This window comes from Rhodococcus sp. NJ-530, from assembly GCF_003860625.1.
In the GTDB taxonomy this organism is placed as follows: domain Bacteria; phylum Actinomycetota; class Actinomycetes; order Mycobacteriales; family Mycobacteriaceae; genus Rhodococcus_F; species Rhodococcus_F qingshengii.
This window is the reverse complement of record NZ_CP034152.1, coordinates 885,491-908,740: the sequence shown is the minus strand read 5'-3', so window position 1 is coordinate 908,740 and position 23,250 is coordinate 885,491. Positions and strand designations below refer to the sequence as shown.

General features: G+C 62.6%; 25 protein-coding genes. 15 read left to right on the top strand and 10 right to left on the bottom strand.

The genetic code is table 11. The annotated features are described in order from the left end of the window. Positions 1–4: 4 nt before the first annotated feature. Positions 5–1,426, bottom strand: coding sequence for an alpha/beta hydrolase (locus EHW12_RS04235; protein WP_042449462.1), 1,422 nt, complete (start codon positions 1,424–1,426; stop codon positions 5–7). A 5-nt stretch (positions 1,427–1,431) separates the two neighbouring features. Beyond that, the gene (locus EHW12_RS04230) at positions 1,432–1,704 is read right to left on the bottom strand and encodes a DUF2277 domain-containing protein (protein ID WP_003945457.1); all 273 of its coding nucleotides are present in this window, start codon (positions 1,702–1,704) and stop codon (positions 1,432–1,434) included. 132 nt (positions 1,705–1,836) lie between these two features. Here EHW12_RS04230 and EHW12_RS04225 point away from each other — a divergent pair, with 132 nt between their 5' ends. Next, on the top strand, positions 1,837–2,715 hold the full coding sequence (locus EHW12_RS04225) for a bile acid:sodium symporter family protein (protein ID WP_003945620.1): 879 nt from the start codon (positions 1,837–1,839) through the stop codon (positions 2,713–2,715). A gap of 82 nt (positions 2,716–2,797) precedes the next feature. Then, positions 2,798–3,808, top strand: coding sequence for an ABC transporter substrate-binding protein (locus EHW12_RS04220; protein ID WP_064112460.1), 1,011 nt, complete (start codon positions 2,798–2,800; stop codon positions 3,806–3,808). Positions 3,809–3,855: 47 nt separating this feature from the next. Here EHW12_RS04220 and EHW12_RS04215 read toward each other — a convergent pair whose 3' ends face one another. Then, positions 3,856–4,443 carry a TetR/AcrR family transcriptional regulator gene (locus tag EHW12_RS04215; RefSeq protein ID WP_003945528.1) on the bottom strand — a complete coding sequence of 196 codons (588 nt, stop codon included), beginning with the start codon at positions 4,441–4,443 and terminating at the stop codon, positions 3,856–3,858. Between the two features lie 95 nt (positions 4,444–4,538). Between EHW12_RS04215 and EHW12_RS04210 the strand changes: the two genes are divergently transcribed. Continuing rightward, positions 4,539–5,939, top strand: a complete 1,401-nt coding sequence (locus EHW12_RS04210) for a cytochrome P450 (RefSeq protein ID WP_007734205.1) — start codon at positions 4,539–4,541, stop codon at positions 5,937–5,939. A 98-nt stretch (positions 5,940–6,037) separates the two neighbouring features. Continuing rightward, positions 6,038–6,247 (top strand): DUF4333 domain-containing protein, encoded by a 210-nt coding sequence (locus EHW12_RS35090; protein ID WP_241199095.1) that lies wholly within the window; start codon positions 6,038–6,040, stop codon positions 6,245–6,247. 162 nt (positions 6,248–6,409) lie between these two features. Here the strand turns inward: EHW12_RS35090 and EHW12_RS04200 are convergent, their stop codons facing one another. The 4 genes from EHW12_RS04200 to EHW12_RS04185 all read right to left on the bottom strand — a co-directional run bounded on the left by EHW12_RS04200 (position 6,410) and on the right by EHW12_RS04185 (position 10,359). Further along, complete coding sequence (locus EHW12_RS04200; RefSeq protein ID WP_007734192.1) at positions 6,410–7,558, bottom strand: acetyl-CoA C-acetyltransferase; 1,149 nt, start codon at positions 7,556–7,558, stop codon at positions 6,410–6,412. An 11-nt stretch (positions 7,559–7,569) separates the two neighbouring features. Beyond that, entirely contained in the window at positions 7,570–8,241 is a 672-nt protein-coding gene (locus tag EHW12_RS04195; RefSeq protein ID WP_003945807.1) for a TetR/AcrR family transcriptional regulator, read from the bottom strand. Between the two features lie 76 nt (positions 8,242–8,317). Further along, a complete protein-coding gene (locus tag EHW12_RS04190) occupies positions 8,318–9,130 on the bottom strand; it encodes an SDR family oxidoreductase (protein WP_003945582.1) in 813 nt (270 codons plus the stop codon). Next, a complete protein-coding gene (locus EHW12_RS04185; RefSeq protein WP_065351938.1) occupies positions 9,130–10,359 on the bottom strand; it encodes an acyl-CoA dehydrogenase family protein in 1,230 nt (409 codons plus the stop codon). The genes EHW12_RS04190 and EHW12_RS04185 overlap by 1 nt, the downstream gene beginning before the upstream one ends. Before the next feature lie 55 nt (positions 10,360–10,414). On the opposite strand from EHW12_RS04185, the gene EHW12_RS04180 reads away from it, so the two are divergent. The 8 genes from EHW12_RS04180 (at position 10,415) to EHW12_RS04145 (ending at position 18,808) form a co-directional block, all read left to right on the top strand. Then, on the top strand, positions 10,415–11,956 hold the full coding sequence (locus tag EHW12_RS04180; protein ID WP_007734186.1) for a FadD3 family acyl-CoA ligase: 1,542 nt from the start codon (positions 10,415–10,417) through the stop codon (positions 11,954–11,956). Next, a complete protein-coding gene (locus EHW12_RS04175; protein WP_054188068.1) occupies positions 11,953–12,825 on the top strand; it encodes an enoyl-CoA hydratase in 873 nt (290 codons plus the stop codon). Before EHW12_RS04180 ends, EHW12_RS04175 begins: the two co-directional genes overlap by 4 nt. After that, positions 12,825–13,985 carry an acyl-CoA dehydrogenase family protein gene (locus EHW12_RS04170; protein ID WP_007734181.1) on the top strand — a complete coding sequence of 387 codons (1,161 nt, stop codon included), beginning with the start codon at positions 12,825–12,827 and terminating at the stop codon, positions 13,983–13,985. Before EHW12_RS04175 ends, EHW12_RS04170 begins: the two co-directional genes overlap by 1 nt. Then, on the top strand, positions 13,982–14,947 hold the full coding sequence (locus EHW12_RS04165) for an acyl-CoA dehydrogenase family protein (RefSeq protein WP_007734178.1): 966 nt from the start codon (positions 13,982–13,984) through the stop codon (positions 14,945–14,947). Before EHW12_RS04170 ends, EHW12_RS04165 begins: the two co-directional genes overlap by 4 nt. Beyond that, positions 14,944–15,996 carry an acyl-CoA dehydrogenase family protein gene (locus tag EHW12_RS04160; RefSeq protein ID WP_125050314.1) on the top strand — a complete coding sequence of 351 codons (1,053 nt, stop codon included), beginning with the start codon at positions 14,944–14,946 and terminating at the stop codon, positions 15,994–15,996. The genes EHW12_RS04165 and EHW12_RS04160 overlap by 4 nt, the downstream gene beginning before the upstream one ends. Positions 15,997–16,142: 146 nt before the next feature. Further along, the gene (locus EHW12_RS04155; protein WP_042449451.1) at positions 16,143–16,907 is read left to right on the top strand and encodes an SDR family NAD(P)-dependent oxidoreductase; all 765 of its coding nucleotides are present in this window, start codon (positions 16,143–16,145) and stop codon (positions 16,905–16,907) included. 122 nt (positions 16,908–17,029) lie between these two features. After that, the gene (locus EHW12_RS04150) at positions 17,030–17,695 is read left to right on the top strand and encodes a hypothetical protein (RefSeq protein ID WP_054188066.1); all 666 of its coding nucleotides are present in this window, start codon (positions 17,030–17,032) and stop codon (positions 17,693–17,695) included. A 225-nt stretch (positions 17,696–17,920) separates the two neighbouring features. Further along, positions 17,921–18,808: an alpha/beta fold hydrolase gene (locus tag EHW12_RS04145; RefSeq protein WP_003945464.1), complete on the top strand. Its 888-nt coding sequence runs from the start codon at positions 17,921–17,923 to the stop codon at positions 18,806–18,808. A gap of 1 nt (position 18,809) precedes the next feature. Here EHW12_RS04145 and EHW12_RS04140 read toward each other — a convergent pair whose 3' ends face one another. Then, positions 18,810–19,628: a Cof-type HAD-IIB family hydrolase gene (locus tag EHW12_RS04140; protein WP_003945542.1), complete on the bottom strand. Its 819-nt coding sequence runs from the start codon at positions 19,626–19,628 to the stop codon at positions 18,810–18,812. Between the two features lie 62 nt (positions 19,629–19,690). Next, entirely contained in the window at positions 19,691–20,161 is a 471-nt protein-coding gene (locus tag EHW12_RS04135) for a MarR family transcriptional regulator (protein ID WP_125050313.1), read from the bottom strand. 111 nt (positions 20,162–20,272) lie between these two features. On the opposite strand from EHW12_RS04135, the gene EHW12_RS04130 reads away from it, so the two are divergent. The 3 genes from EHW12_RS04130 to EHW12_RS04120 are packed head-to-tail and all read left to right on the top strand — an operon-like array spanning position 20,273 to position 22,662. Then, positions 20,273–20,770 carry a VOC family protein gene (locus tag EHW12_RS04130; protein WP_007734170.1) on the top strand — a complete coding sequence of 166 codons (498 nt, stop codon included), beginning with the start codon at positions 20,273–20,275 and terminating at the stop codon, positions 20,768–20,770. 37 nt (positions 20,771–20,807) lie between these two features. Continuing rightward, on the top strand, positions 20,808–21,596 hold the full coding sequence (locus EHW12_RS04125; protein ID WP_020906267.1) for a pirin-like bicupin family protein: 789 nt from the start codon (positions 20,808–20,810) through the stop codon (positions 21,594–21,596). A gap of 1 nt (position 21,597) precedes the next feature. Further along, positions 21,598–22,662, top strand: coding sequence for a maleylacetate reductase (locus tag EHW12_RS04120; protein WP_064075162.1), 1,065 nt, complete (start codon positions 21,598–21,600; stop codon positions 22,660–22,662). A 7-nt stretch (positions 22,663–22,669) separates the two neighbouring features. Here the strand turns inward: EHW12_RS04120 and EHW12_RS04115 are convergent, their stop codons facing one another. Further along, a complete protein-coding gene (locus EHW12_RS04115) occupies positions 22,670–23,191 on the bottom strand; it encodes an Lrp/AsnC family transcriptional regulator (RefSeq protein ID WP_003945867.1) in 522 nt (173 codons plus the stop codon). Between the last annotated feature and the right edge of the window lie 59 nt (positions 23,192–23,250).

Sequence of the window (23,250 nt, the reverse complement as noted above, 5' to 3'; positions counted from 1 at the left end):
CAGGTCAGGCCATAACGGCCAACTCCGGCAGTCCGGCAACCACAACCGCGAGGTTGTATCCCGACATCCGCAGTTCTCCGTTGTCCCCTGTCCTCGCGTACTCCGCATGCCCGAACGCCCGCTCGTGTTTCACTCCATCCGGGGTGATCCCCTCGGCCGTGGACAACCGATGGAACTCGGTGCGCGTCGGATCGCCACCGAAACGGCCGAACCCCGCGATACTGTCGCCTTCCGCTTTCATGACGTAGACGTGGCGGTCGGCGATACCGAGGTCCGACTCCACCTTGGCTCGCACCCCGGGTGAACCGTAGAACACCACGTCGTCGACCGCTGCGCTTGCCCCGCGTTGCAGCGCAAGAGAAGTCGCGAGGGATCCGTAGGAGTGGCCCAACGCGGTGATATGGACTCCGTCGTTGACCGACGCGGCACGAAGACCGTGAAAGAAGCTACCCAATGCGTCGGCGGCTATGCCGGCCTTGGACGATCGACTGACGTCGAAGCTGGCCCGACCGATGTCGAACTTTCCCGGCCCGATCACCTGTGGCGCGTCGTATCCGATCCAGGCGATGGTGGCCACGCTTTCCTTTCGGCCGGCCAGTTCGAGTTGCCGCATCGCCTCGGCTCGTAATCGCGTTGCCTCGCCGACCATTCCGCGCATCGAGTCCTTGACGTTGGTGTTCAGTCCGGGAATCGTCACGGAGATGTGATCCGCTGTGTCCGGATCACCGATCGCAATTGCAGCGAAGCCGCGTTCGCCCGAGCGCATGTCCATGAGCAGTAACCGTCGATCAGGTTCGGCGCGAAACAACTCGTCGAGCGCGTCCAGATCCTCGAGTTTGCGTTCGGCGTACCACTGGCCCGCCCCGGTGTTACTCAGTCTGCCGCCGAAGAACTCGCGGTGAAGTTCTTGCGAGATTCGGACTGAATCATCTTGCAGCCGTGCTCGTTCCGATTGAATTCGATCGAGGTTGGCCGGGCTGCGAATCGCAGCAGGAATGCCGTCGAGGTTGGCGATCAGGCCTGGTGCATGACGCAACATCTGACGCTGCCGATCAGGGCTGAACGCTCGCCACTCCTCCCCCACACGCACAGCTTTGTCACGGAGGTCGGTGCCGACCTGAGACCGCAGAGACAACGCATGATGAAGATCCGCGCTGACCAGCAGTGCCTCACCGATCAGTTCTCGAACTGCGACCTCGAGCAACTGGGCGTGCACGTGGAGCGGGTGACCGTCGGCGATGGGCGCAACAGCAGAGACGGTCCCATCCTGACGAATATGCAAGTCGTCGGCGACGGCCTCTTTGCGCAGCGTATCCAGCCGTCGACGGATGTCGCGAACGCGGTGAGCGACCAGAACGCCTTCCAACCCAGCAGACAGTTGATCCAAGGCTTCGACGTCCCATACGTCGATATCTGTGAGATCCACTCGGGTCAGGACGAACGAGCAGCGATCCGGGCCTGTACTTCCGGGCGACGCAACGGAGGGACGGTCTGAGGTGGCTGTCTGCGAGGCGGCAACGCACTGAGCAGGCGCGTCGTCGTTTCGGTCACCTCACGCACCGCCTGTTCGAAGGCGTCTCGGTTCGCGTCGGACACCTTGGCTATTCCGCTCACCTTACGTACGTATTGGCGAGAGGCCGCCTCGATCTCCTCCGGCGTAGCAGCGGGCTCGAGTCCACGAAGTTCAGTGATGTTTCGGCACATAATTCGACGATAACCCTGCTCACCGACGCCGTCACGGTTCGATACATCAATGTATCCAAACTACCACGCAGATCCGGGCATCACGGTAGTTTCAGTGAAATTCCCCCAGTGACTGGAAGTAGCCACTAACTCATGGACTCTGCACTCACCTCCGTCGGCCTACCCGCCGCACTCGCCATCATCATGTTCGGCCTCGGGCTTTCCTTGACGGTCGGAGATTTTGCCCGCGTGGCAAAAGCGCCGAAAGCCGTCTCGATTGCCCTGATCTGTCAGTTGTTGTTGCTCCCGGCCGCGGCCTTCGGTCTGGTCACGTTGTTCGACCTCGACCCGCTGCTCGCCGTCGGCATGATGCTCCTCGCCGCATCACCGGGCGGCACCACGGCAAATCTGTTCAGTCATCTGTTCCGCGGCGATGTCGCTCTCAATGTGACACTCACTGCGGTCAATTCGGTGATAGCGGTGGTCACCCTTCCGCTCATCACCAACTTCGCGTTGGGGTACTTCGAACCCGAGGACGCGGACGGCACCCTCGGACTGCAGTTCACGAAGGTACTTCAGGTCTTTGCCGTCGTACTGATTCCTGTCGCCCTCGGAATGTGGGTTCGATTGCGCTCGAGCGCCTTTGCCGAGCGCATGGACAAGCCCGTCCGCATCGGATCCGCGGTGGTTCTGGCACTGGTGATCGTCGGAACGGTTGTTTCCGAGCGCGAGAACATCGCGGACTATCTCGTCGACATCGGCGTCGTCGCTGCCTTGTTCTGCCTACTGAGCCTCTCGATCGGTTACGTCGTTCCCCGGATATTCGGCATCGAGGATCGTCAGGCCATCGCCAGTTCCATGGAAATCGGCATCCACAACAGCACGTTGGCGATCACCATCGCCGTCAGTCTCCTCGACAACGTGCAATTGGCAGTGCCGGCCGCGGTGTACGGCGTTCTGATGTTCCCGCTCGCTGCAGCCTTCGGCGCCGCCATCACCCGCAAGTCACGGACCATGGCCGAAATCGACTAATATCAGGCGGTTTTCGATATAGGTGATCTGGTATCGCCAACCCTACGATCGATACGGACTCAGACCGAAGGGTATCGAAAAAATGCTGACCAACACACCTACCGTGCCGGACGAACGCGTCTGGCAAGAGCTAGTCGACGCACTTACCCGTCGCCAATTCGGCATCGGAGCCGGGATGGCAGCAGTCGCAACTATTCTGTCGTCCTGCAGTTCCAGCGACGGTTCAGGTACCGATGATGACGCTCAAATGCGCACCGTCACCACGCCGTTGGGGACCTACGACATACCTACCAACCCGAAGCGGGTCTTGGCCGTCGACGCCCGAACCGACCTCGAGCTCGCCATTGCCCTGGAACTACCGGTGTTCGGATACAACATCTCGCCCGTCACCAAGTGGGTTCCCGCCGACGGCTCGGCCGAATACCTCAGCGACAAGCCCAATCTGGAGCAGATCCTCGGACTCGCACCCGATCTCATCATCTGCGTCAACGCCGACAACGAGTACTGGCCCGCTGCAAAGCTCCAAGCCATCGCTCCTGTCCTGACGACCGAATCGAAGCAGACGTGGCGGGAGAACCTGACCCGGCTCTCCGATTGGCTGGGCCGAACACCCACCATGGATCGCCTGATCACCGATTACGACGCTCTGATCACCGACATTCGCACTCGACACGCTTCGGCGATCGCGGGCAAAACCGTCGCAAGCTTGTCCTACAGTCCGGACAAGGCCACGATCTACATCGACAGCCTGCCCGTGTCGGAGGAAACGGGAAAGAAGAATCGTCAACCCACCGACATGACGCTCGCCGATATCGGCGGAAGAACATTGAACACAACCGGTTTCGACAATCAGGGACGACTGAGCATCGAAGAGATGGATCGTCTGCAAGACTGCGACGCGTTCATGGTTTCTGTCACCGACAGCAGTGACACCACCTTCGATCAACTCTCGGACAACAAGTTGTGGCAACGACTTCCGGCTGTGCAGGCCGGGAACGTCGCCGTTCTGCAAGGAAGTACGTACTACGGGTCCATCTACACCAACATGTACGTGGCCAAGGGCTGGGACGATCTCTATTCGACGCTCGACTGATCAGCCTTGTCCGTGGAAATGCCGGCCGCTCCCGCGCGGTCGGCTTTTCACGTTTCGAGGTCGATGCCCAACGCTCCGGAGAGGGTCCGCAGACAGATCACTCTCAACTCTTCCTGCGGTATGGAAGGTTGATCGAGCCAGTCGAGGCAGACAGCTCGGACGAACGCGATCCATCCCCGAACTGCAACGGCAGCGAGCTGTCTTCTTTCGCCCTCGAATCCCAGTGCATCGAGGATTCGAATCTGCTGCTGTTCGAGTTCGCGCTCGACAATCGCCCGGATACCGGCCTCGGCCGAGAGCGTCCCGACGTTGATGGCGCGCACTCCCCTGCTGTGCGACTTCACGTACGCGAAGTAGGCGTCCAACCCGGCTGCCACCTGTTCACGCACCGGTAGCGTCGCATCGGGTGCGGTCACCTCGAGCAGGTGCTGCGATTCGCGCTCGACGATTGCGGCGAAGAAGTCTCGCTTGGTCGGAAAATAGTGGTACATCAACCCGCGCGAGACGCCCGCAATCTCGGCGACCTCTTCGATCCACACATCCTCGTACGAGCGATCGGCAAAAAGTTGCGCGCCGATGTCGAGCAACTGCGTGCGCCGCTGCTCTCGGTCCAGGCGTTTTCGTGGTGCGACCATAGGCAAGTCAGATTACTACTTGACACCGATTCAGTAAGGCGTACTTTGCGTACTAGACATCAATTCAGTAAGCGATCTCACCCCGGGGACACACAATGAGCGTCGACACCACTCCAGAGGCGACGACCGATGCTCGGATCCCGCATCCGGCGTGGCGCCTGCCGGTCCTCGGGGACGTTCTCGGGATCAATATCCGGACACCGCTGCAGAACTCCGTGAGCATCGGCCGCGAACTCGGCCCGATCTTCGAGAGAAATGTCCTGGGAAATCGCTTCGTCTTCGCCTCGGGCGCGGACATGGTGGCAGAACTGTCCGACGAGTCCCGGTTCGCGAAGCACCTTGCACCTGGAGTCAAAGCACTCCGCGGAATCGGCGGCGACGGCCTGTTCACGGCGTACAACCACGAACCCAACTGGGGCAAGGCGCACAATCTCCTGGCCCCGGCGTTCAGCCAGACTGCGATGCGCTCGTACCACCGCACCATGCTCGACGTGGCCGGCGAGTTGGTCGACCATTGGGACAGTCGTGAAAGTGACTCCCCCATCGACGTCTCCGCAGACATGACCAAGCTGACGCTGGAGACCATCGGACGCACTGGATTCAGCTACTCGTTCGACTCCTTCGAACGTGAAGAACAGCATCCGTTCGTCAAGGCAATGGTCGGCGCACTCTCCCATTCGCAGCGCACGACGTTCCTGAAGTCGACCGCCCTCGGGCGAGTGCTCGCACGTCGCGCCGATCAACGTGACGAGGTCCGCAAGGCGTACATGGCCGAGGTTGTGGACGAAGTGATCCGTGCCCGGCGGACAAGTACCGAACCGGGGCCCGAAGATCTTCTCGAACTGATGCTGCGGGCGGCACGCGAAAACGATCCCAACCGTATCGACGAACTGAACATCCGTCATCAGGTCGTGACCTTCCTCGTCGCCGGACACGAAACGACCTCCGGCGCATTGTCGTTCGCGCTGTACTACCTGTCACGAAACCCTGACGTGCTGGCCAAGGCGCAAGCCGAGGTCGACAAGGTATGGGAGGGCGAGGAGCCCGCCTTCGAGAAGATCGCGAAACTTCGATACGTACGACGCGTCCTCGACGAATCATTGCGTCTGTGGCCGACCGCTCCCGCCTACGGGCGCGCGGCGCTCGAAGACACGACGCTCGTCGGCAAGTATCCGATGAAGAAGGGCGATTGGATGCTCGTGCTCATCCCCTCACTTCATCGTGATCCGGTGTGGGGCAACGATCCCGAGGCGTTCGATCCGGATCGCTTCCTGCCCGCCAACATCAAAGCCAGGCCGGCGCACGTGTACAAGCCGTTCGGAACAGGTGAACGCGCCTGCATCGGAAGACAATTCGCTATTCACGAAGCGGTCCTCGTGTTGGGCACCATCTTGCAGAAATACACGATCGAGGCCGATCCGGACTACGAGTTGAAGGTAGCCGAACGGCTCACCCTGATGCCCGAAGGCTTCAACTTGACGGTCCGCCGACGCTGACCTCGCAAAACTGCGTCGCGCAACTCGGTTGAAACAGTCCCGAATGCGGTAATCCCTGAGGTGGCAGCAGCGAGCACCGGCGCACCCTGGGAGTTCACATGACAAAGAGGCCTGCAGTGGGAATCGTCTTACTCTCGGCGGCATTGGCCACGGGAGCTTGCTCGGCAAGCGTCGGGACGCCGCAAGTGGACAAGTCCGAAGTCGCAAGTCAGATCTCCACTCAACTAGCCGAGAAGATCGGCGAGCCACCCGACGACGTGACGTGTCCGGAGAACCTCGACGCCGAAGTCGGCGCATCGATCACGTGAATCCTGACCGAGCAGGGCACCGAATACGACGTCACAGCGACCGTGACCAGCGTTGACGGTGAAAGTGCGAACTTCGACATCAAGGTCGCGGATGCGCCGAACAACTAACTGCTGTGCGCCTTTATTAACCGCCGGCGGTTAATAAAGGCGCACAGCAAGGCGTCAGAGACGCTCGATAATCGTCGCGTTCGCGGTGCCGCCACCTTCACAGATGGTCAGCAGGCCATAACGGCCGCCGGTGCGCTCGAGTTCGTTGAGCAGGGTTGCCATCAGCTTGGTGCCGGTCGCGCCGAGCGGGTGACCGAGTGCGATCGCGCCGCCGTTGACGTTGACCTTGGCCGGATCTGCGCCGATTTCCTTGATCCAGGCCAGGACGACCGGGGCGAAAGCTTCGTTGATCTCGACGATGTCGATGTCGTCGATGCTCAGGCCGGCCTTCGCGAGAGCATGCTTCGTGGCCGGGATCGGCGCACTGAGCATGAAGATCGGGTCGTCGCCGCGTGCGCTGAGGTGATGAATCCGGGCGCGGGGCTTGAGGTTGTACTTCTCCACCGCTTCCGCCGACGCCAGCAGCAGCGCACTCGCACCGTCGGAGATCTGGCTGGCCACTGCCGCGGTCATGCGTCCGTCTTCGACGAGAACCTTGAGCGTCGCCATCTTCTCGAGGCTGGTCTCGCGGGGTCCTTCGTCGACGGTCGCGTCGCCCATGGCAACGATCTCGTTGTCGAAGCGACCCGCGGCGATTGCAGCCTTGGCGCGCTCATGGCTCTGCAGGGCCCACTTCTCGAGCTCTTCGCGGCTGATGTCCCACTTCTCGGCGATCATTTCGGCGCCCTTGAACTGCGAGACTTCCTGGTCACCGTAGCGCTCGGTCCAACCGACCGAACCCGAAGTCGGCGTGTCGAATCCGTACTGCTGACCGACGATCATCGCTGCCGAGATCGGAATCTGGCTCATGTTCTGAACGCCGCCGGCAACGATCAGATCCGCAGTGCCCGACAGGATGGCCTGAGCGCCGAAGTGCACTGCCTGCTGGCTCGAACCGCACTGACGGTCAACGGTCACCCCGGGAACGTGCTCCGGGAATCCCGCTGCGAGCCAGGACATACGGGCGATGTTGCCGGCCTGGCCGCCGATGGCGTCGACGCAACCGAAGATCACGTCGTCGACGTCACTGGGGTCGATACCGGTGCGCTCGACCAGTGCCTTGACGACGTGCGCACCGAGATCGATGGGGTGCACGCCGGACAGCGCGCCGCCCCTCTTGCCGATCGGTGTGCGAATGGCGTCGACGATGTAAACCTCGGACATAGCGTTAGCTCCTAGTTTCGTTGTGCAGCAATAGTTCTTGAAGTTGATTCAGCAATAGCGTCTGAAGTTGTGGCCGGATCGGAGAGCCCGTCGAGCACGATCGCGAGATATTGAGCCGCGACGGCGTGCGCCGAGAGGGATCCACCCGGGCGGTACCAGCGAACCGCGACCCACACGGTGTCGCGCATGAAGCGGAAGACCAATTCGACGTCGATGTCGGAGCGGAAGGTCCCGTCCGCGACGCCGGCTTCGAGGACGCCGACCCACAGGTCCCGGAATTCGGTGTTGCGCTCGGCCAGGTAAGCGAAGCGCTCGTTCCCGACGAGGTGCTTGACCTCGTCCTGGTAGATCGCCACAGCCGAATGTGAGGCGTCGATGGCCTCGTACGACGTCACGACCAGTGCTTCGAGCGTCGCGCGACTGTCCAACCCCGCCGCGACGATCTCGCGGTATTTTCCGAAGAGTTCGTCGAGGAACTGGTGCAGGATCTCGTCGACCATCGACTCCTTGGAATCGAAATGGTGATACAGGCTGCCGGACAGGATCCCGGCGGCGTCGGCGATGTCGCGGACGGTCGTCGCGCGCACTCCGCGATCGGCGAAGAGCCCCGCCGCGATCTCGAGCAGCTCGTCGCGGCGCCCGGACTTGCCGTTTGATTCGTCGGAATTTCGAGGTGGCGTCATGTATTCAATCCTATCCAGGGCCTTCCCCTGTGCGCGGTCAGCGAGTCCAGGGACTCCTTAACCGCGCACGGGGACGCTAGGCCCTCTGCGAAGAAACGGAGACGATCTCGCCGGTCATGTAAGTGGAGTAATCGCTGGCGAGCATCGCGATGACCGTTGCGATCTCCCAGACCTCCGCGGCGCGGCCGTAGGCCTCACCGGAAGCCAACTGGTCGAGCAGTTCCTCACTGGTGACCTTCGCCAGGAACGCGTGACGCGCAATGGAAGGCGAGACCGCGTTGATACGGACTCCGTACTCCGCTGCTTCGATGGCGCTGCACCGAGTCAGCGCCATGACGCCGGCCTTGGCTGCGGCGTAGTGCGCCTGGGAATGCTGCGCGCGCCAACCGAGAACGGACGCGTTGTTCACCAGAACACCGCCGTGGGGAACGCTCTTGAAGTACCGCAGGGCGGCGCGCGTCGAACGGAAGGTGCTGTTGAGTGTGATGTCGAGAACGCGATCCCACTGATCGTCCGTCATGTCGACGACGGGAGTTTCACCGCCAAGGCCCGCGTTGTTGACGACGATGTCGATACGTCCCAACTTCTCGGCGGCGCCGACGAACAACGCGTCGACCTGCTCGGTGCTGGAGACGTCACAGATGATGGACTCGACCTGCTGGCCGGGAAACTCGGCCTTCAGCTTCTCCACCGTCTCGCCGAGTCGACGCTCGTGGAAGTCGGAGACGAGAACGTCGCCGCCCTCGAGAAGCACCCTGCGCGCAGTGGAGAAACCGATGCCGGTTCCGGCTGCGGCGGTGATGATCGCCTTCTTGCCCGCGAGCAGTCCGTGGCCCGGGGTTTCCTCCGGCGCAACGGAAAGCGGGGACGCGGCTTTGGTGTCAGACATTAACGGGCCTCTCGGGGAAGACCGAGCACGCGCTCGGAAATGATGTTGCGCTGAATTTCGTTGGAGCCGCCGTAAATCGTGTCGGCGCGGGTGAAGAGGAAGAGGCGTTGCCATTCGTCGAGCTCGAGGTGCTCGGGATCGGTGATGTCCGAGGTATTGCCTTCGGAATCCGCCCACGGTGCAACCAACGACGACGCACCCTGCACGTCCATCGCCAGCTGTCCCAGATCACGATGCCAGTTGGCCCACAACAGTTTTGCGACGGACGCTTCTCCGCCACCGGTTCCGGCGTCGACCGCGTCGAGAGTGCGCATCGCGTGGGCGCGCATCACGCGCAGTCCGACCCACGCGCGGGCGATCTTTTCGCGAATGTGCGGATCCTGGTCACTGCCATTGGCTTTCGCCAGGTCGACGACGCCCTGGAGCTCGCGAGCAAATCCGATCTGCTGTCCGAGCGTCGATACACCGCGCTCGAAGGTGAGCAGCCCCATCGCGATCTTCCAGCCCTCGCCGGGTTCCCCGACCACCAGATCGGCATCGGTGACGGCGTCGTCGAAGAAGACCTCGTTGAACTCCGATGTGCCGGTGAGCTGCTGAATGGGCCGAACTGTCACACCGGGCTGATCCAACGGGACAAGCAGGAAGCTCAACCCCTGGTGACGCTTGGAGCCCACCTCGGTGCGGCAGACCACGAAGCACCACTGCGCGACGTGAGCCAGTGAGGTCCACACCTTCTGGCCGTTGATGATCCACTTGCCGTCTTCGAGGCGTGCGGTCGTGGAGACGTTCGCGAGGTCGGAACCGGCGCCGGGCTCGGAGTAGCCCTGCGACCACAGTTCACTGACCGTGTTGATGCCAGGAAGGAATCGGCGCTTCTGCTCGTCGGTGCCGTACGCGATCAGCGTCGGGCCGAGCAGCTCTTCACCGATGTGGCTGACGCGAGCGGGCGCACCTGCCTTCGCGTACTCCTGATGGAAGATGACCTGCTGGGAGATGCTTGCTCCCCGCCCGCCGAACTCCTTCGGCCACCCGAGGCACGTCCACCCCGACGCTGCGAGGTGCTTGTCCCACTCGAGTCGTTGCTCGAAGAACTCGTGCTCACTGCCGGGGCCGCCCTTACCCTTGAGCTGGGCGAATTTGCCCGTCAAGTTCTCGGCCAACCACTGCGCGACCGTGGCCGCAAACTCGTCGTCCGTCATCTGCCCGTCCGGGCTCTCGCTCTGGTCCACATATGTAAGATAACCTACCAAGCACTTGCTAGGTAGCGTGTCAGGTAGGAGTCCAGTGACCGAACAACCGAGAACCATCCCATCAGCCCTCATCCGGGCCGCCGAGGAGTTCGGTGAGCGCGCGGCTATCGCCGATGGCGACACCCGACTGACCTTCGCACAGCTACATCAGCGCGTCCGCGATTTCGCCGGCGCACTGATCAACCGTGGGGTGAAGGCAGGCGACCGCGTCGTCATCTGGGCGCCCAACACGTACCACTGGGTGATCGCCCTGCTCGGCGCTCAGTACGCCGGCGCAGCCATCATCCCGATCAACACGCGCTACACCGGCACCGAAGCACTCGACATCATCGAGCGCGTCGACGCAGCTGCCCTGGTGGTCGTCGGCACGTTCCTCAAGGCCGACCGGTACCAGCAGTTGCTCGACGCCAATCCGGACCTGAGGATCCCCACCGTCATCCAGGTACCGATCGACGGGGACGACGACCGTGACGGCGTCATCGAGTTCGAGGACTTCCTCGCGCTCGCCACCGACGCCGCCCGCACCGAAGCCGACGCGCGTGCTGCGAAGGTGCAGCCAGACGACGTCAGCGACATCCTCTTCACCTCCGGCACCACGGGGCGCAGCAAGGGTGCGATCACCGCGCATCGTCAGTCCATCGCCGTCGCCAAGTCGTGGGGTGAATGCGCCGAGGTCACCGCCGACGACAACTTCCTCATCATCAGCCCGTTCTTCCACACCTTCGGGTACAAGGCCGGAATCCTGGTCTGCCTGTTGAACGGTGCGACGATCGTGCCGGTGTCCGTCTTCAACATCGACGACACCCTCGCATTGGTCAGCAGCGAGAAGATCAGCATCCTGCCTGGCGCCCCGACGATCTACCAGACCATCCTCGATCATCCCCGCCGCAGCGAATACGACCTGTCCTCGCTCCGCATCGCGATCACGGGCGCAGCACCCGTGCCGGTTGCTCTCGTCGAGCGCATGCAAGCAGAGCTTTTCGACGCCGTCCTCACGGCATACGGTTTGACCGAGGCAGTGGTCGCGACCATGTGCCGCACCGACGACGACCCGGTCACCGTCTCCACCAGTTCCGGCCGCGCGACAGCCGATTTCGAGGTCAAGATCGGCGACCAGGGTGAGATCCTGCTTCGTGGACCGAACGTCATGCTCGGATACCTCGACGACCCCGAATCCACCGCCAAGGCAATCGACGCCGACGGCTGGCTGCACACCGGAGACGTCGGAACCCTCGACGAGCGTGGCTATCTCGACATCACCGACCGTCTGAAAGACATGTACGTCAGCGGCGGATTCAACGTCTACCCCGCCGAGATCGAGGGCATGTTGGCTCGCCTGCCCGGCGTCCACGAGTCTGCTGCCATCGGCATCCCCGATCACCGGATGGGAGAGGTGGGCCGCGTCTACATCGCCCAACTCGACGGTGCCGGCCTCACCGAAGAGTCGGTGATCGCCTTCCTCAAGGAGAAGATCGCAGGCTTCAAGGTGCCCCGCGAGGTGCGCTTCGTAGATCATCTGCCCCGTAACCCTTCGGGCAAGGTCCTCAAAACGGTTCTGCGCGAGGAACAATCATGACCGTTCCCTTCGAAGCCGACGTCGTGACCTACGAGGTTCGTGACTCGGTCGCCGTCGTGACCTTGAATCGACCCGACTACCGCAACGCCCAGAACTCGGTGGTCACGTACGCCCTCGACGCGGCATTCCAGCGCGCCGTCGAAGACGACGACGTGAAGGTGATCGTCCTGGCAGGCAACGGACCTCACTTCAGTGCCGGTCACGACCTGGGAACTCCGGGACGCGACCATCACGTCGAGTACGAGAACAAGGCCACCATGTGGTGGGATCACGTCGACAAGCCAGGCGGTGACCAGCGTTTCGCCCGCGAGATGGAGGTCTACCTGGGCATGTGCCGCCGTTGGCGGGAGATCCCCAAGCCCACCATCGCGATGGTGCAAGGCGCCTGCATTGCCGGCGGGCTCATGCTCGCCTGGGTCTGCGACATGATCGTCGCGGCCGACGACGCCTTCTTCTCCGATCCCGTTGTCCGCATGGGCATCCCCGGCGTCGAATACTTCGCGCACCCGTGGATGGTCGGTTCACGATTCGCCAAGGAAATGCTCTTCACCGGCGATCGGTTCACCGCGCAACGTGCATACGAAATCGGCATGGTGAACCGCGTCGTCGCCCGCAAGCATCTCGAGAAGGAGACGTTCGAGCTCGCCGGACGTATCGCCGAGATGCCGCGCTTCGGACTGGCTTTGACCAAGAAGGCCGTCAATCAGTGCGAGGATCAGATGGGGATGCGCAACGGCATCGACTCCGTCTTCGGTCTGCATCACTTCGCTCACGCTCACAACGCCGAAGTCGGCAAAGACTCGCTTGGTGGTCTCGACGCCAAAGCTATGGCTGCCAGTGCTCGCGCACCGCAGGAAGGAACAAACTAGTGGATCTCGTATTCGACGACGCCACAACCGCATTCCGTGACGAGGTTCGCTCGTTCCTGGAAGCGAATGTGCCCGCGACTCCCCTGAAGTCGATGGATACCGCCGAAGGCTTCGAAGAGCACCGTCAGTGGGAGCACACGCTCGCCGATGCCGGCTACGCCGTCGTCTCCTGGCCCAAGGAACTCGGCGGACGCGATGCGTCCCTGCTCGAATGGGTCATCTTCGAGGAGGAGTACTACCGCTCGGGCGCGCCCGGCCGCGTAAGCCAGAACGGCATCTTCTTGTTGGCTCCCACACTGTTCGAGCATGCAAATGCCGAGCAGTTGGCTCGCATCATGCCGCGCATGGCTCGTGCCGACGACATCTGGGCCCAGGCCTGGTCCGAGCCCGAGTCCGGTTCCGACCTCGCAAGCCTGCGTTCGAGTGCGAAGAAGGTCGACGGCGGCTGGCTGCTCAACGGTCAGAAGACGTGGAGCTCACGCGCGAGTTACGCCGACTGGGGCTTCGGCTTGTTCCGCTCCGATCCGGATGCGCAGCGCCACAAGGGCATCACGTATTTCATGTTCGACCTCCGGTCGAAGGGTGTCACCGTTCGCCCGATCGATCAGCTCGACGGTGAGCCCGGCTTCGCCGAGATCTTCCTCGAAGACGTCTTCGTTCCGGACGACCCGGCCAACCCAGGTGAGTCGGGTGTGATCGGAAACGTCAACGAAGGTTGGCGGGTCGCGATGAGCACCGCGAGCAACGAGCGTGGTCTCTCGCTGCGCAGCCCCGGCCGCTTTCTCGCCACCGTCGACCGCCTGCTCGAGCTGTACAAGTCCAGCGGACGCACCGACGACAGCGCTCTGCGCAACCAGGTCGCCGACGCCTGGATCGGCGCTCGCGCTTACCAACTCAACACATTCGGCACCGTCACCCGTCTGGCCGACGGTGGACAGCTCGGCGCCGAGTCCTCGATCAACAAGGTCTTCTGGTCCGAGTGGGATATCGCCACCCACGAGACTGCTCTCGAACTTCAGGGCCCTGAAGCCGAGTTGGCCGACAACTGGATGGACGGATACCTGTTCTCCCTGTCCGGCCCGATCTACGCAGGCACCAACGAGATTCAGAAAAACGTCATCGCTGAGCGTCTGCTCGGCCTACCGAAGGCGGACCGATGAGATTCGCGCTCGACTCCTCCCACCAGGACTTCGCTGCAAGCATCGATGCACTGCTGACCAAGTCCGACATGCCCGCCGTCATCCGTTCGTGGAACGACGGTGACACCGAGCCGGGCAAGAAGCTCTGGCAGCGCCTCGCCGAGACCGGCGTCAACGGTCTCGTCATCTCCGAAGAGCACGACGGACTCGGCGCCGACGCCGTCGACCTGGTCGTTGCGCTCGAACAGCTCGGTCGGCACGCAGTACCCGGACCGGTCGTCGAGACCATCGCCGTGGCGCCGACGCTCCTGGCCTCCGTTGCACCGGAACGTCTCTCTGCTCTCGCCGAGGGTTCGCTGGCAACTGTCGCAGCTCCCCCGCGCACACCGTTCGCGCTCGACGCCGATGCGGTGGATCTGGTTCTGCTCGCGCAGGACGGTGCCGTATCACTCGGTGTCCCTGGCGAAGCCAAGGCATCGGTGGATCTCTCCCGCAAGCTCTACGAGGTTTCCGCCGGCGAATCGCTGGGCTCCGCCGACTTCTCGGCCGCCTTCGACATGGGCGCTCTTGCCACTGCCGCGCAGTTGCAGGGCCTGGGCCAGACACTGCTCGAGGTCACCACCGAATACGCAAAGCAGCGCAAGCAGTTCGGCAAGGTCATCGGACAGTTCCAGGCCATGAAGCACCACCTGGCCGAGGTTGCCGTCTCCCTCGAGATGGCTCGCCCGCTGCTGCACGGCGCCGCCCTGTCGGTTCGCGATCAGTCGGCCGACGCCTCACGTGACATCTCTGCGGCCAAGGTCGCGTGCGGGGATGCTGCGTACAAGGCCGCTCGCGTCGGACTCCAGGTTCACGGCGCCATCGGCTACACGATGGAACACGATCTCTCCTTGTGGCTCACCAAGGTACGGGCGCTGCTCACCGCGTGGGGCACACCGTCCGAGCATCGCGCACGCGTCGTCGAAGCGCTGGTTGCATCATGAGCATCGACACCGAAGACCAGGCAGCACTGCGCGCATCGGTACGCGATCTCCTGAGCAAGCATTCCGACTCCGCTGCCGTCCGCGCCGCCATCACCACAGAGATCGGCTACGACGCCGCTTTGTGGAGCAAGCTGTGCGAGCAGATCGGCATCGCCGCGTTGGCGATTCCGGAGGAGTTCGACGGCGTCGGAGCAGGTTTGGGCGAAGTACACGTGGTCCAGGAGGAATTGGGCCGCACGCTGACCCCGTCACCGATGCTGGGTTCGGCGATTCTTGCCGCACAGGCACTGCTGCTTTCCGGTGACAACGACGCATGCTCGCGACTGCTGCCCGGTGTCGCGTCCGGCGAGAGCACGCTCGCTCTGTGCTGGGCAGGTGCCGCGGGTTGGAGCACCTTCGGCGTCGAGGCAACCGAAGACGCGTTGACCGGCACGGCGTCGTACGTCCTCGACGGACACGTCGCAGACACCCTGCTCGTTCTCACGGCCGACGGGTTCTACGAAGTGGATCCAGCGGCCGAAGGCGTCTCCCGCCGACGCGTCCCCACCATGGATCCGACGCGAACGCTGGCGGAGGTCACGTTCTCCGGTGTTCGTGGTCGGCCACTGGAGTGGTCCGAAGATCTGGTCGATCGGATCCGAACCGTCGTTCTGATCGCGTTGTCTGCTGAACAGGTGGGAGCGGCCACAGCGATCGTCGAACAGACCGTGGAATACACCAAGTCGCGCAAGCAGTTCGGTCGCGCGATCGGTTCTTTCCAGGCCCTCAAGCATCGGATGGCCGACATGTACACGTTGGTCGAGACGGCGCGGTCGATGACGTACGCCGCCGTGGCGACGCAGTCGGCGGACGACGCGGCAGTGGCGAAGGTCTACTGCTCGGAAGCCTTGCAGCAGATCACCTCCGAAGCGGTTCAGTTGCACGGCGGAATCGCGATCACCTGGGAGCACGACGCTCAGCTGTACTTCAAGCGTGCACACGGCAGCGCTCAGCTCTTCGGTCAGCCGAGCACCTACCTGCCGAGCCTCGCGCAGGCAGCGGGCCTCTAGGAGACGTCGGTGCTTGTTCGCTCGGGATTGCGAGCGAACAAGCACCACTGGTGCCCAGTCAGTGGAATGCCCAGCAGATTAATAGCTCTGGATCGCGCAGAATCGGTCACCAGACAGCTGTCCATCCCACAGACCGGAGTTTTCTCGTGAATCGATTCGACGACAAGCGCGTCCTCATCAGCGGCGCAGGATCCGGAATCGGCCAGGCCACCGTTGCCCGCATCCTGGCAGAAGGTGGCACCGTCGTCGCCGCCGACATTTCCGAGACCGGCCTCGAACAGACGCTGAACACCGCGAAGGACGCAGGACACTCCGATCGCCTGACCACGGTGAAGGTCGACATCTCCAGCGAAGAGTCTGTTCGCGAACAGGTCGGCGCTGCGATCAAGGCTCTGGGCGGGCTCGACGTGCTGGTCAATGCGGCGGGCATTCTGCGCTCCGCGCACACCCACGAGATGACACTCGATTTCTGGAACACCGTCATCGGGGTCAACCTCACCGGAACTTTCCTCATGACGAGGGAGTCCCTGCCGGCACTGCTCGAAAGCGGAGCAGGCGTCGTGGTCAACTTCAGTTCCACTTCGGCGACCTTCGCCCACCCGTACATGACGGCATATGCGGCGTCGAAGGGTGGAATCCAATCCTTCACGCACGCACTTGCTCTCGAGTACAGCAAGCAGGGTCTTCGCGCCGTGGCCGTCGCACCCGGCAGCATCGCTTCGGGCATGACGTCCGATCCCGGCTTCCCGGCCGACATCGACTTCACGCTGCTCGGCAAGCTGGCCCCGGCAATCGGTGAGGGTTTCGCTCCCCCGTCCGCGGTCGCCGGCGTGATCGCGATGCTCGCTTCCGAGGACGGCTCGTTTGTCACCGGAACGGAAATCCGCATCGACGGCGGCACGCATATGTGACCACTTGCTGTGCGCCTTTATTAACCGCCGGCGGTTAATAAAGGCGCACAGCAGCGAGGCGGCATACTTATCTCGTCGCCCGGAACCGGTCCGGCGGTACGACGTGCGGTGGGGAGCCAGCGGTGAGCGAGTCAACAGGCACTACGAACCTCGAGCCCGTGCTGATCAGTCCCGTCGTCGGCGGAATGATTCGCACGTGGTCCGAGGACGAGACCCGCTTGTGGAGCGTCGACGATCCCGCGGCGCTCGGCGCACAGTTGGGACGCGGTCTCGTAGCCCGTACGACCCTGCCGGACAACAAGTTCCGAGAGGTTGCGTTTCTGGATACCCAGACCCAGGCCCTCACTGTGCAGCCGCGCTTCGCTTCCCCTGACAGCACTGCACTTGCCGCACCGTTCAAGCTCACCGAGGCGTCGGCCCCGACGTCCGACGCTTGGGAAGATCTCGAATCGGTACTCGCGTCGGTCGCGATCTCCGCTGCTGGACGTGGCGAATTCTGGCTCGCGGAACTCGGCGGGTGGGATGCTCCGCACGAGCCGAACTGCCTCTTCACGACCGTCGACGAATCGGGACTGGCCAACGCGGTCATGGAGGCCACCCCCGCGCCCGCCGGAACCGGCGTCTGGCCGGAGGTTCCGAGCGGACAAACCGGCGTTTCCGTTTCGGCACCAGCCTCACAGGACACCATCGAGGCTGCCGGAATCTTCGCGGTATCAGCGATCGAGACGTGGGGCGTCACACCGTGGGACATCAACCTCACTTTCGGCAAACTGGTCGATTTCGCCTGATCAGCGGCGCCGACACGCGGCGGTGAGTTGTACGTCTCCCCTCAGCCGACGGCTCACGGTTCGTCACAACACGCCCGATGGCGACGACATCGGGCCCCTCGGTGGGCATACTGAGGGAACTGGGGTTACTCCCGGTCACAAATACCCGTGGATCCGCGTCGGGGCGGGTGCGGTCCGACAACACGCGAGCAGCCACAGACACTGGCGGCTCCGAAAGGTTCAATCATGGCAACCGACCAACTACAGACGGTTGTATTGCACGGCGACCAGCTCAAGTACGTCGACCAAGGCAGTGGCCCCGTTGTGGTGCTCATTCACGGCCTACTGGGCGCGCACTCCAATTGGGAGCCGCAGATCGAGACGCTCTCGCGTCATTACCGCGTGATCGCCCCTGATCTCTTCGGACATGGTGCGTCGGACAAGCCTGCCGGCGACTATTCACTCAGTGCTCACGCCGCCACCGTTCGCGACCTCCTCGAAGCCCTCGATATTCCGTCGGCCACCCTCGTCGGTCACTCCCTCGGTGGTGGGATCGCGATGCAGACGCTGTACCTGTTCCCCGACCGGGTGGAGCGGCTGTGCCTGGTGGCCAGCGGCGGACTCGGCCCCGAGGTGAGCCCACTCCTGCGCGCGGCGACTCTGCCCGGCAGCGAACTGGTACTTCCCGTTCTCGCGTCCAGGACGCTGACCGACGTGACGGACAAAGCGCTCGGACTTTTCAACAAGATCGGCCTGTTCAAGCTCGGTGCCAGCGCGAGTGAGGCCCGTAAGAGCTTTGCTTCGGTATCGGACGCGTCGACACGTCAGGCATTTCTGGCGACCGCGCGATCGGTCATCAACTACAACGGCCAAACCGTCAATGCCACTCCGCATTTCGCCAACTTCAAGAACCTGCAGGCACTACTGGTGTGGGGCGAGGAAGACACCATCATCCCCAACGCCCACACCGAGAATGCTCGCGCCGAACTACCGCTGGGGCGGGTGGAGATATTCAAGCGCGCCGGGCATTTCCCGCACCTTGACTATCCGGATCGCTTCGACCGTGTCTTCTCCGAATTCATGACGGACTGCGGAGTCGGTATCGGCACCGGACCCAAGGCCGTCAGCAGCTGAACTAGCTCCCCGCAACCAGCTCTTCGAGGTAGCTCGCCACCCCGTCCTCGTCGTTCGTGGGCAAAATTCGGTCGGCGAGCTCGATGACCTCGGCTCTGGCGTTGGCGGGCGCCAGAGCCGTTCCGGCCCAGGTCAGCATCGCAACGTCGTTGAAGGCGTCACCGGCCGCGGCAACTTCCGACGCGTCGATGCCGTCGATCGCGCACAACTGCGCGAGAGCGCTGGCCTTCGAGACGCCCGCTGCAGCCATTTCCATGTACGGGGCGCCGGAGTGGGTCAACTCCACACCCTCGATGCCCGCAGCGACCGCAGTTCGGTACAGGTCGGCGCTGGGAACCTCGGCATGCCGGGCCACGATCTTGACCATCGGCTCCACGTCCAGCGGCAGCGTATCGGCGAGCACCATCTCGTGCAGGTGCCGGTGATGGTCCGCGAACTCGCACAGAGCGGCATACTCCGGCTCGGCAAAGAACTGCGTGGGTCCGACGTTCGCGAACACGACGCCAGGAATCAGAGCACGAACCTGCTCCATAGCTGTTGCAGCCAAAGATGTTTCGATCGAAACGGTGTCGACGATCTCCGGAGTCCCGTCCGCCAGGTCGAGAATGACAGCTCCGTTGGCACACACAGCTTTACCGCGAAATCCGCACGAGCTCGCCAACGTGTGTACCGAATGCCTGGCCCGGGCCGTCGCCCACACAACTTCGATCCCCGCGAGCCGCGCGTTCTCCATGGCCTGCGCGGTGCGCGCCGAAATCGTTCGGTCGGAGCGCAGCAGGGTGCCGTCGAGGTCGGTTGCGAACATACGAATACGGGTCACCAGACAATGATGGCAGTCCGTTCGCAGCCCTCACCAACTACGTGACATGGGCCGTTGCTCTGTCAATCACTTGCTTGGGCCTCGAGAAGGTGCCGACGCATCTCACCGAAGACCACACCCAGCCGCTCGACATCTCGCGGGCTCAGCAGGTCGAACATGCTCTCCCGTACAGCGGCCACGTGCGCCGGGCTTGCCGACGCCAATTTCTCGGCACCCGAGTCGGTCAGCTCCGCATTAGCGCCCCTCTTGTCGTCGACACACTCGACCCGGCGCACCCACCCGGCACCGACCAGCCGATTGACGGCCCTGGTCACACCACTTCGGGTAGCCATCACAGCGTCGGCGAGCTCACTCATGCGCAGTTGCCGGCCGGGCGCTTCGGCGAGAGCGACCAGCAGTTCGAAATCGGTGAAGGAAATGTCGGAGTCTCGCACCAACTGCTGATCGAGAACACGCTGGAGCAGTCGGGTCGAGTCCAGGTAAGCCCGCCAGGCCGTTTGCTCCGAGTCGCTCAACCACCGCGTCGATTCCATGACACCAGCATATCCGAAGTAGTTGACAACGAAATCAAATGATCTATTCTCAATGTAGTTGATCAGTCAACTACCTGTTCGAAGAGAAGGTTCAACCGAGAGGCGGGCGCTATGAGCGACAACAACGCAGTGCAGTTCGAGGAACGCCGGGCCGAGATCAGGGATCGACATCTGCTCCCCGCCGACAAACGACCCGCATCGACCGCACGCGGCCTGCACCATACGGCCCTGATCAGCAGCGACGTCGAACGAACCGTGAAGTTCTATCAAGATCTCCTCGGCTTCCCTCTCACCGAGCTGATCGAGAACCGCGACTATCCCGGGTCTTCGCACTTCTTCTTCGACATCGGCAACGGGAACCTCCTGGCCTTCTTCGATTTCCCGGGACTCGACGTGGGCCCGTACCAAGAAGTACTCGGCGGCCTCCACCACATCGCGATCAGCGTCGAACCTGCCAAGTGGGCGAAGCTACGTACCAGACTGACCGAGGCCGGCGTCGAACTGATCGAGCACAGTGAGGTTTCGCTGTACTTCCGCGATCCCGACGGCGCTCGACTCGAACTGATCGCAGACCCACTCGGTGAGATGTACGGCAATCACGTCCTCTGAAAACTTGCTCTCCCCCATACCATTCGGAAGGCACACCATGACCTCCACTCTGTCTCAGCCGAACCTCGATATCCGTCGATCCGGGGATCGCTTCAAGTCCAATGCCGGCTGGCTGGACTCGAAGCACTCGTTCTCGTTCAGCAATCACTACGACCCGAAGAACACTCACCACGGTCTTCTCCTGGTCAACAACGACGACATCGTCACGCCCGGAATGGGATTCGACACCCACCCGCACCAGGACATGGAGATCGTCACCTGGGTACTGAGAGGTTCTCTCGTACATCAGGATTCGATGGGGCATTCGGGCGTCATCTACCCCGGTCTCGCCCAGCGGATGAGCGCTGGAACGGGAATCCTGCATTCGGAGAAGAACGATTCGTGGCGACTCGGTGACGTGGCGGGTGCGCATTCCGACAAGCACAGCGACCCGGTTCACTTCATCCAGATGTGGGTCGTCCCCGACGAGGCCGGAATCACGCCCGGATACGAGCAGTTGGAGATCGACGCCGAATTGCTTGCCGGTGGACTGGTTCCCGTCGCGTCGGGCATGGACGCGTACGCCGATCACTCGGCAATCCGGATCAAGAACAAGTACGCCGCGATGCACGTTGCGCGTCTGCAACCCGGACAGCCCGTGACCCTGCCCGACGCACCGTTCCTGCACGTTTTTGTCGCCGACGGTCAGGCCGCCATGGAAGGCGTCGGAGTGCTCGAACAAGGTGACGCGGTACGCGTGTCCGGCGGCGGAGGTCAGCAGCTCAGCTCCGATACCGGGGCAGAGGTCATCGTCTGGGAAATGCACGCCACCGTTTCGCAGGGATGACATGAAGCCCTTCTCGTACGACGCTTCACCGGCTCGAATTGTCTTCGGCCAAGGGATGATCGATACGATCGCCGAAGAAGTGCGGCGGCTCGGCCGTAGCCGAGTGATGGTGCTGGCAAGTCGTCGACTCGACGCGGTTGCCGCCGCCGTGACCGAATCTCTCGGCGACATGGCGGTGGCCCGCTTCGACGGCGCTGTGATGCATACTCCGATCGAAGTCACGACAGCCGCGCTGAGACTTGCCGAGAACCATCACGTCGACACGGTCGTGGCGATCGGCGGCGGTTCGGCAACCGGGTTGTCCAAGGCATTGGCACTACGAGCGGGGTTCGATCAGATCGTCGTTCCGACAACGTACGCGGGATCAGAAGTCACTCCGGTGTTGGGTGAAACAGAGAACGGACGCAAGACAACTCGCTCCTCTCCCCACATCAGACCGGAAACCGTCATCTACGACGTCGACCTCACTCTCGATCTGCCGCTGGATACCACCGTCACCAGTGCCGTCAACGCGATGGCGCATGCGGTTGAAGCGTTGTACTCCACCGAGTCCAACCCGATCACGGACTTGATGGCGATCGAGGCGATCTCCGGGATCGCCCGTGCGCTGCCGAGCATTGTCGATGATCCGAAAAATCTGGAAGGTAGGGCCGAACTACTGCAAGCAGCCTGGTTAGCCGGAACCTGCTTGGGCACGGTCGGTATGGGGCTTCATCACAAGTTGTGCCACACCCTCGGTGGCAGCTTCGGTTTGCCGCATGCTCCCACCCACACCGTTGTCCTCCCCCACGCGATGGCATTCAACGCGCCTGCTGTCCCGGATGTGATGTCGCGAATAGCGACTGCTCTGGGCGCATCCGATGCCGCTACCGGCGTTTTCGACCTCGTCACCGCGTGCGGCGGACCGACCACTCTGCGAGAACTGGGAATGAGTCACGATCAAATCGAAAATGCAGTCGAACTCGCCACCTCCGCCGCGTATCCGAATCCGCGTGAGATCACCCCGCCGGGCCTGAGCGAACTCCTCGAGAACGCCTGGTCCGGGCGTCGACCCGCCATCAGGTGAGAACTAATCAGGCAGTACCGCCTCGAGGCCTGACGTGTTCGAAGATCAGAATCGTCTCGGTCGCAGCAACCGCTGGATGTGCCGAGAGATTGTTGACGACGAAGTCACGCAACTGCGCCGAATCCGTCGTTGCGACGTGCAGCATGTAGTCGTCGACACCGGCAACGAAGTACACGTTGAGCACGGAGTCCAGCTTGGCGAAATCGTCGCCGAGCCGGTTGAGGTGCGACCGTGCGTTGGCCTGCAGTCGAACTGCGATCATCGCCTGCAGATCCATTCCGAGAGCGGCGGGGTCGATGTCCGCGTGAAATCCCCTGATCACGCCGTTGTCCACCAAGGCGCGCACACGGCCGAGGCATGTCGACGGCGCAATTCCCGCGATCGCAGCCAGCGCATTGTTCGGAATCCTCGCGTCTTTCGCCAGCTCTTCGAGCAGAACCCGGTCGATCTCGTCCAACTTCATTGCTGCCCGAACATGCTTCGGCGAGGCGGCCGTCTGAATACCGATTTTTGAACTTTCGCGCACCATGAATACAGCCTAGAGAATTATCTTCACTTCTCTTCACTATCTGGCGACGAAACTTCATG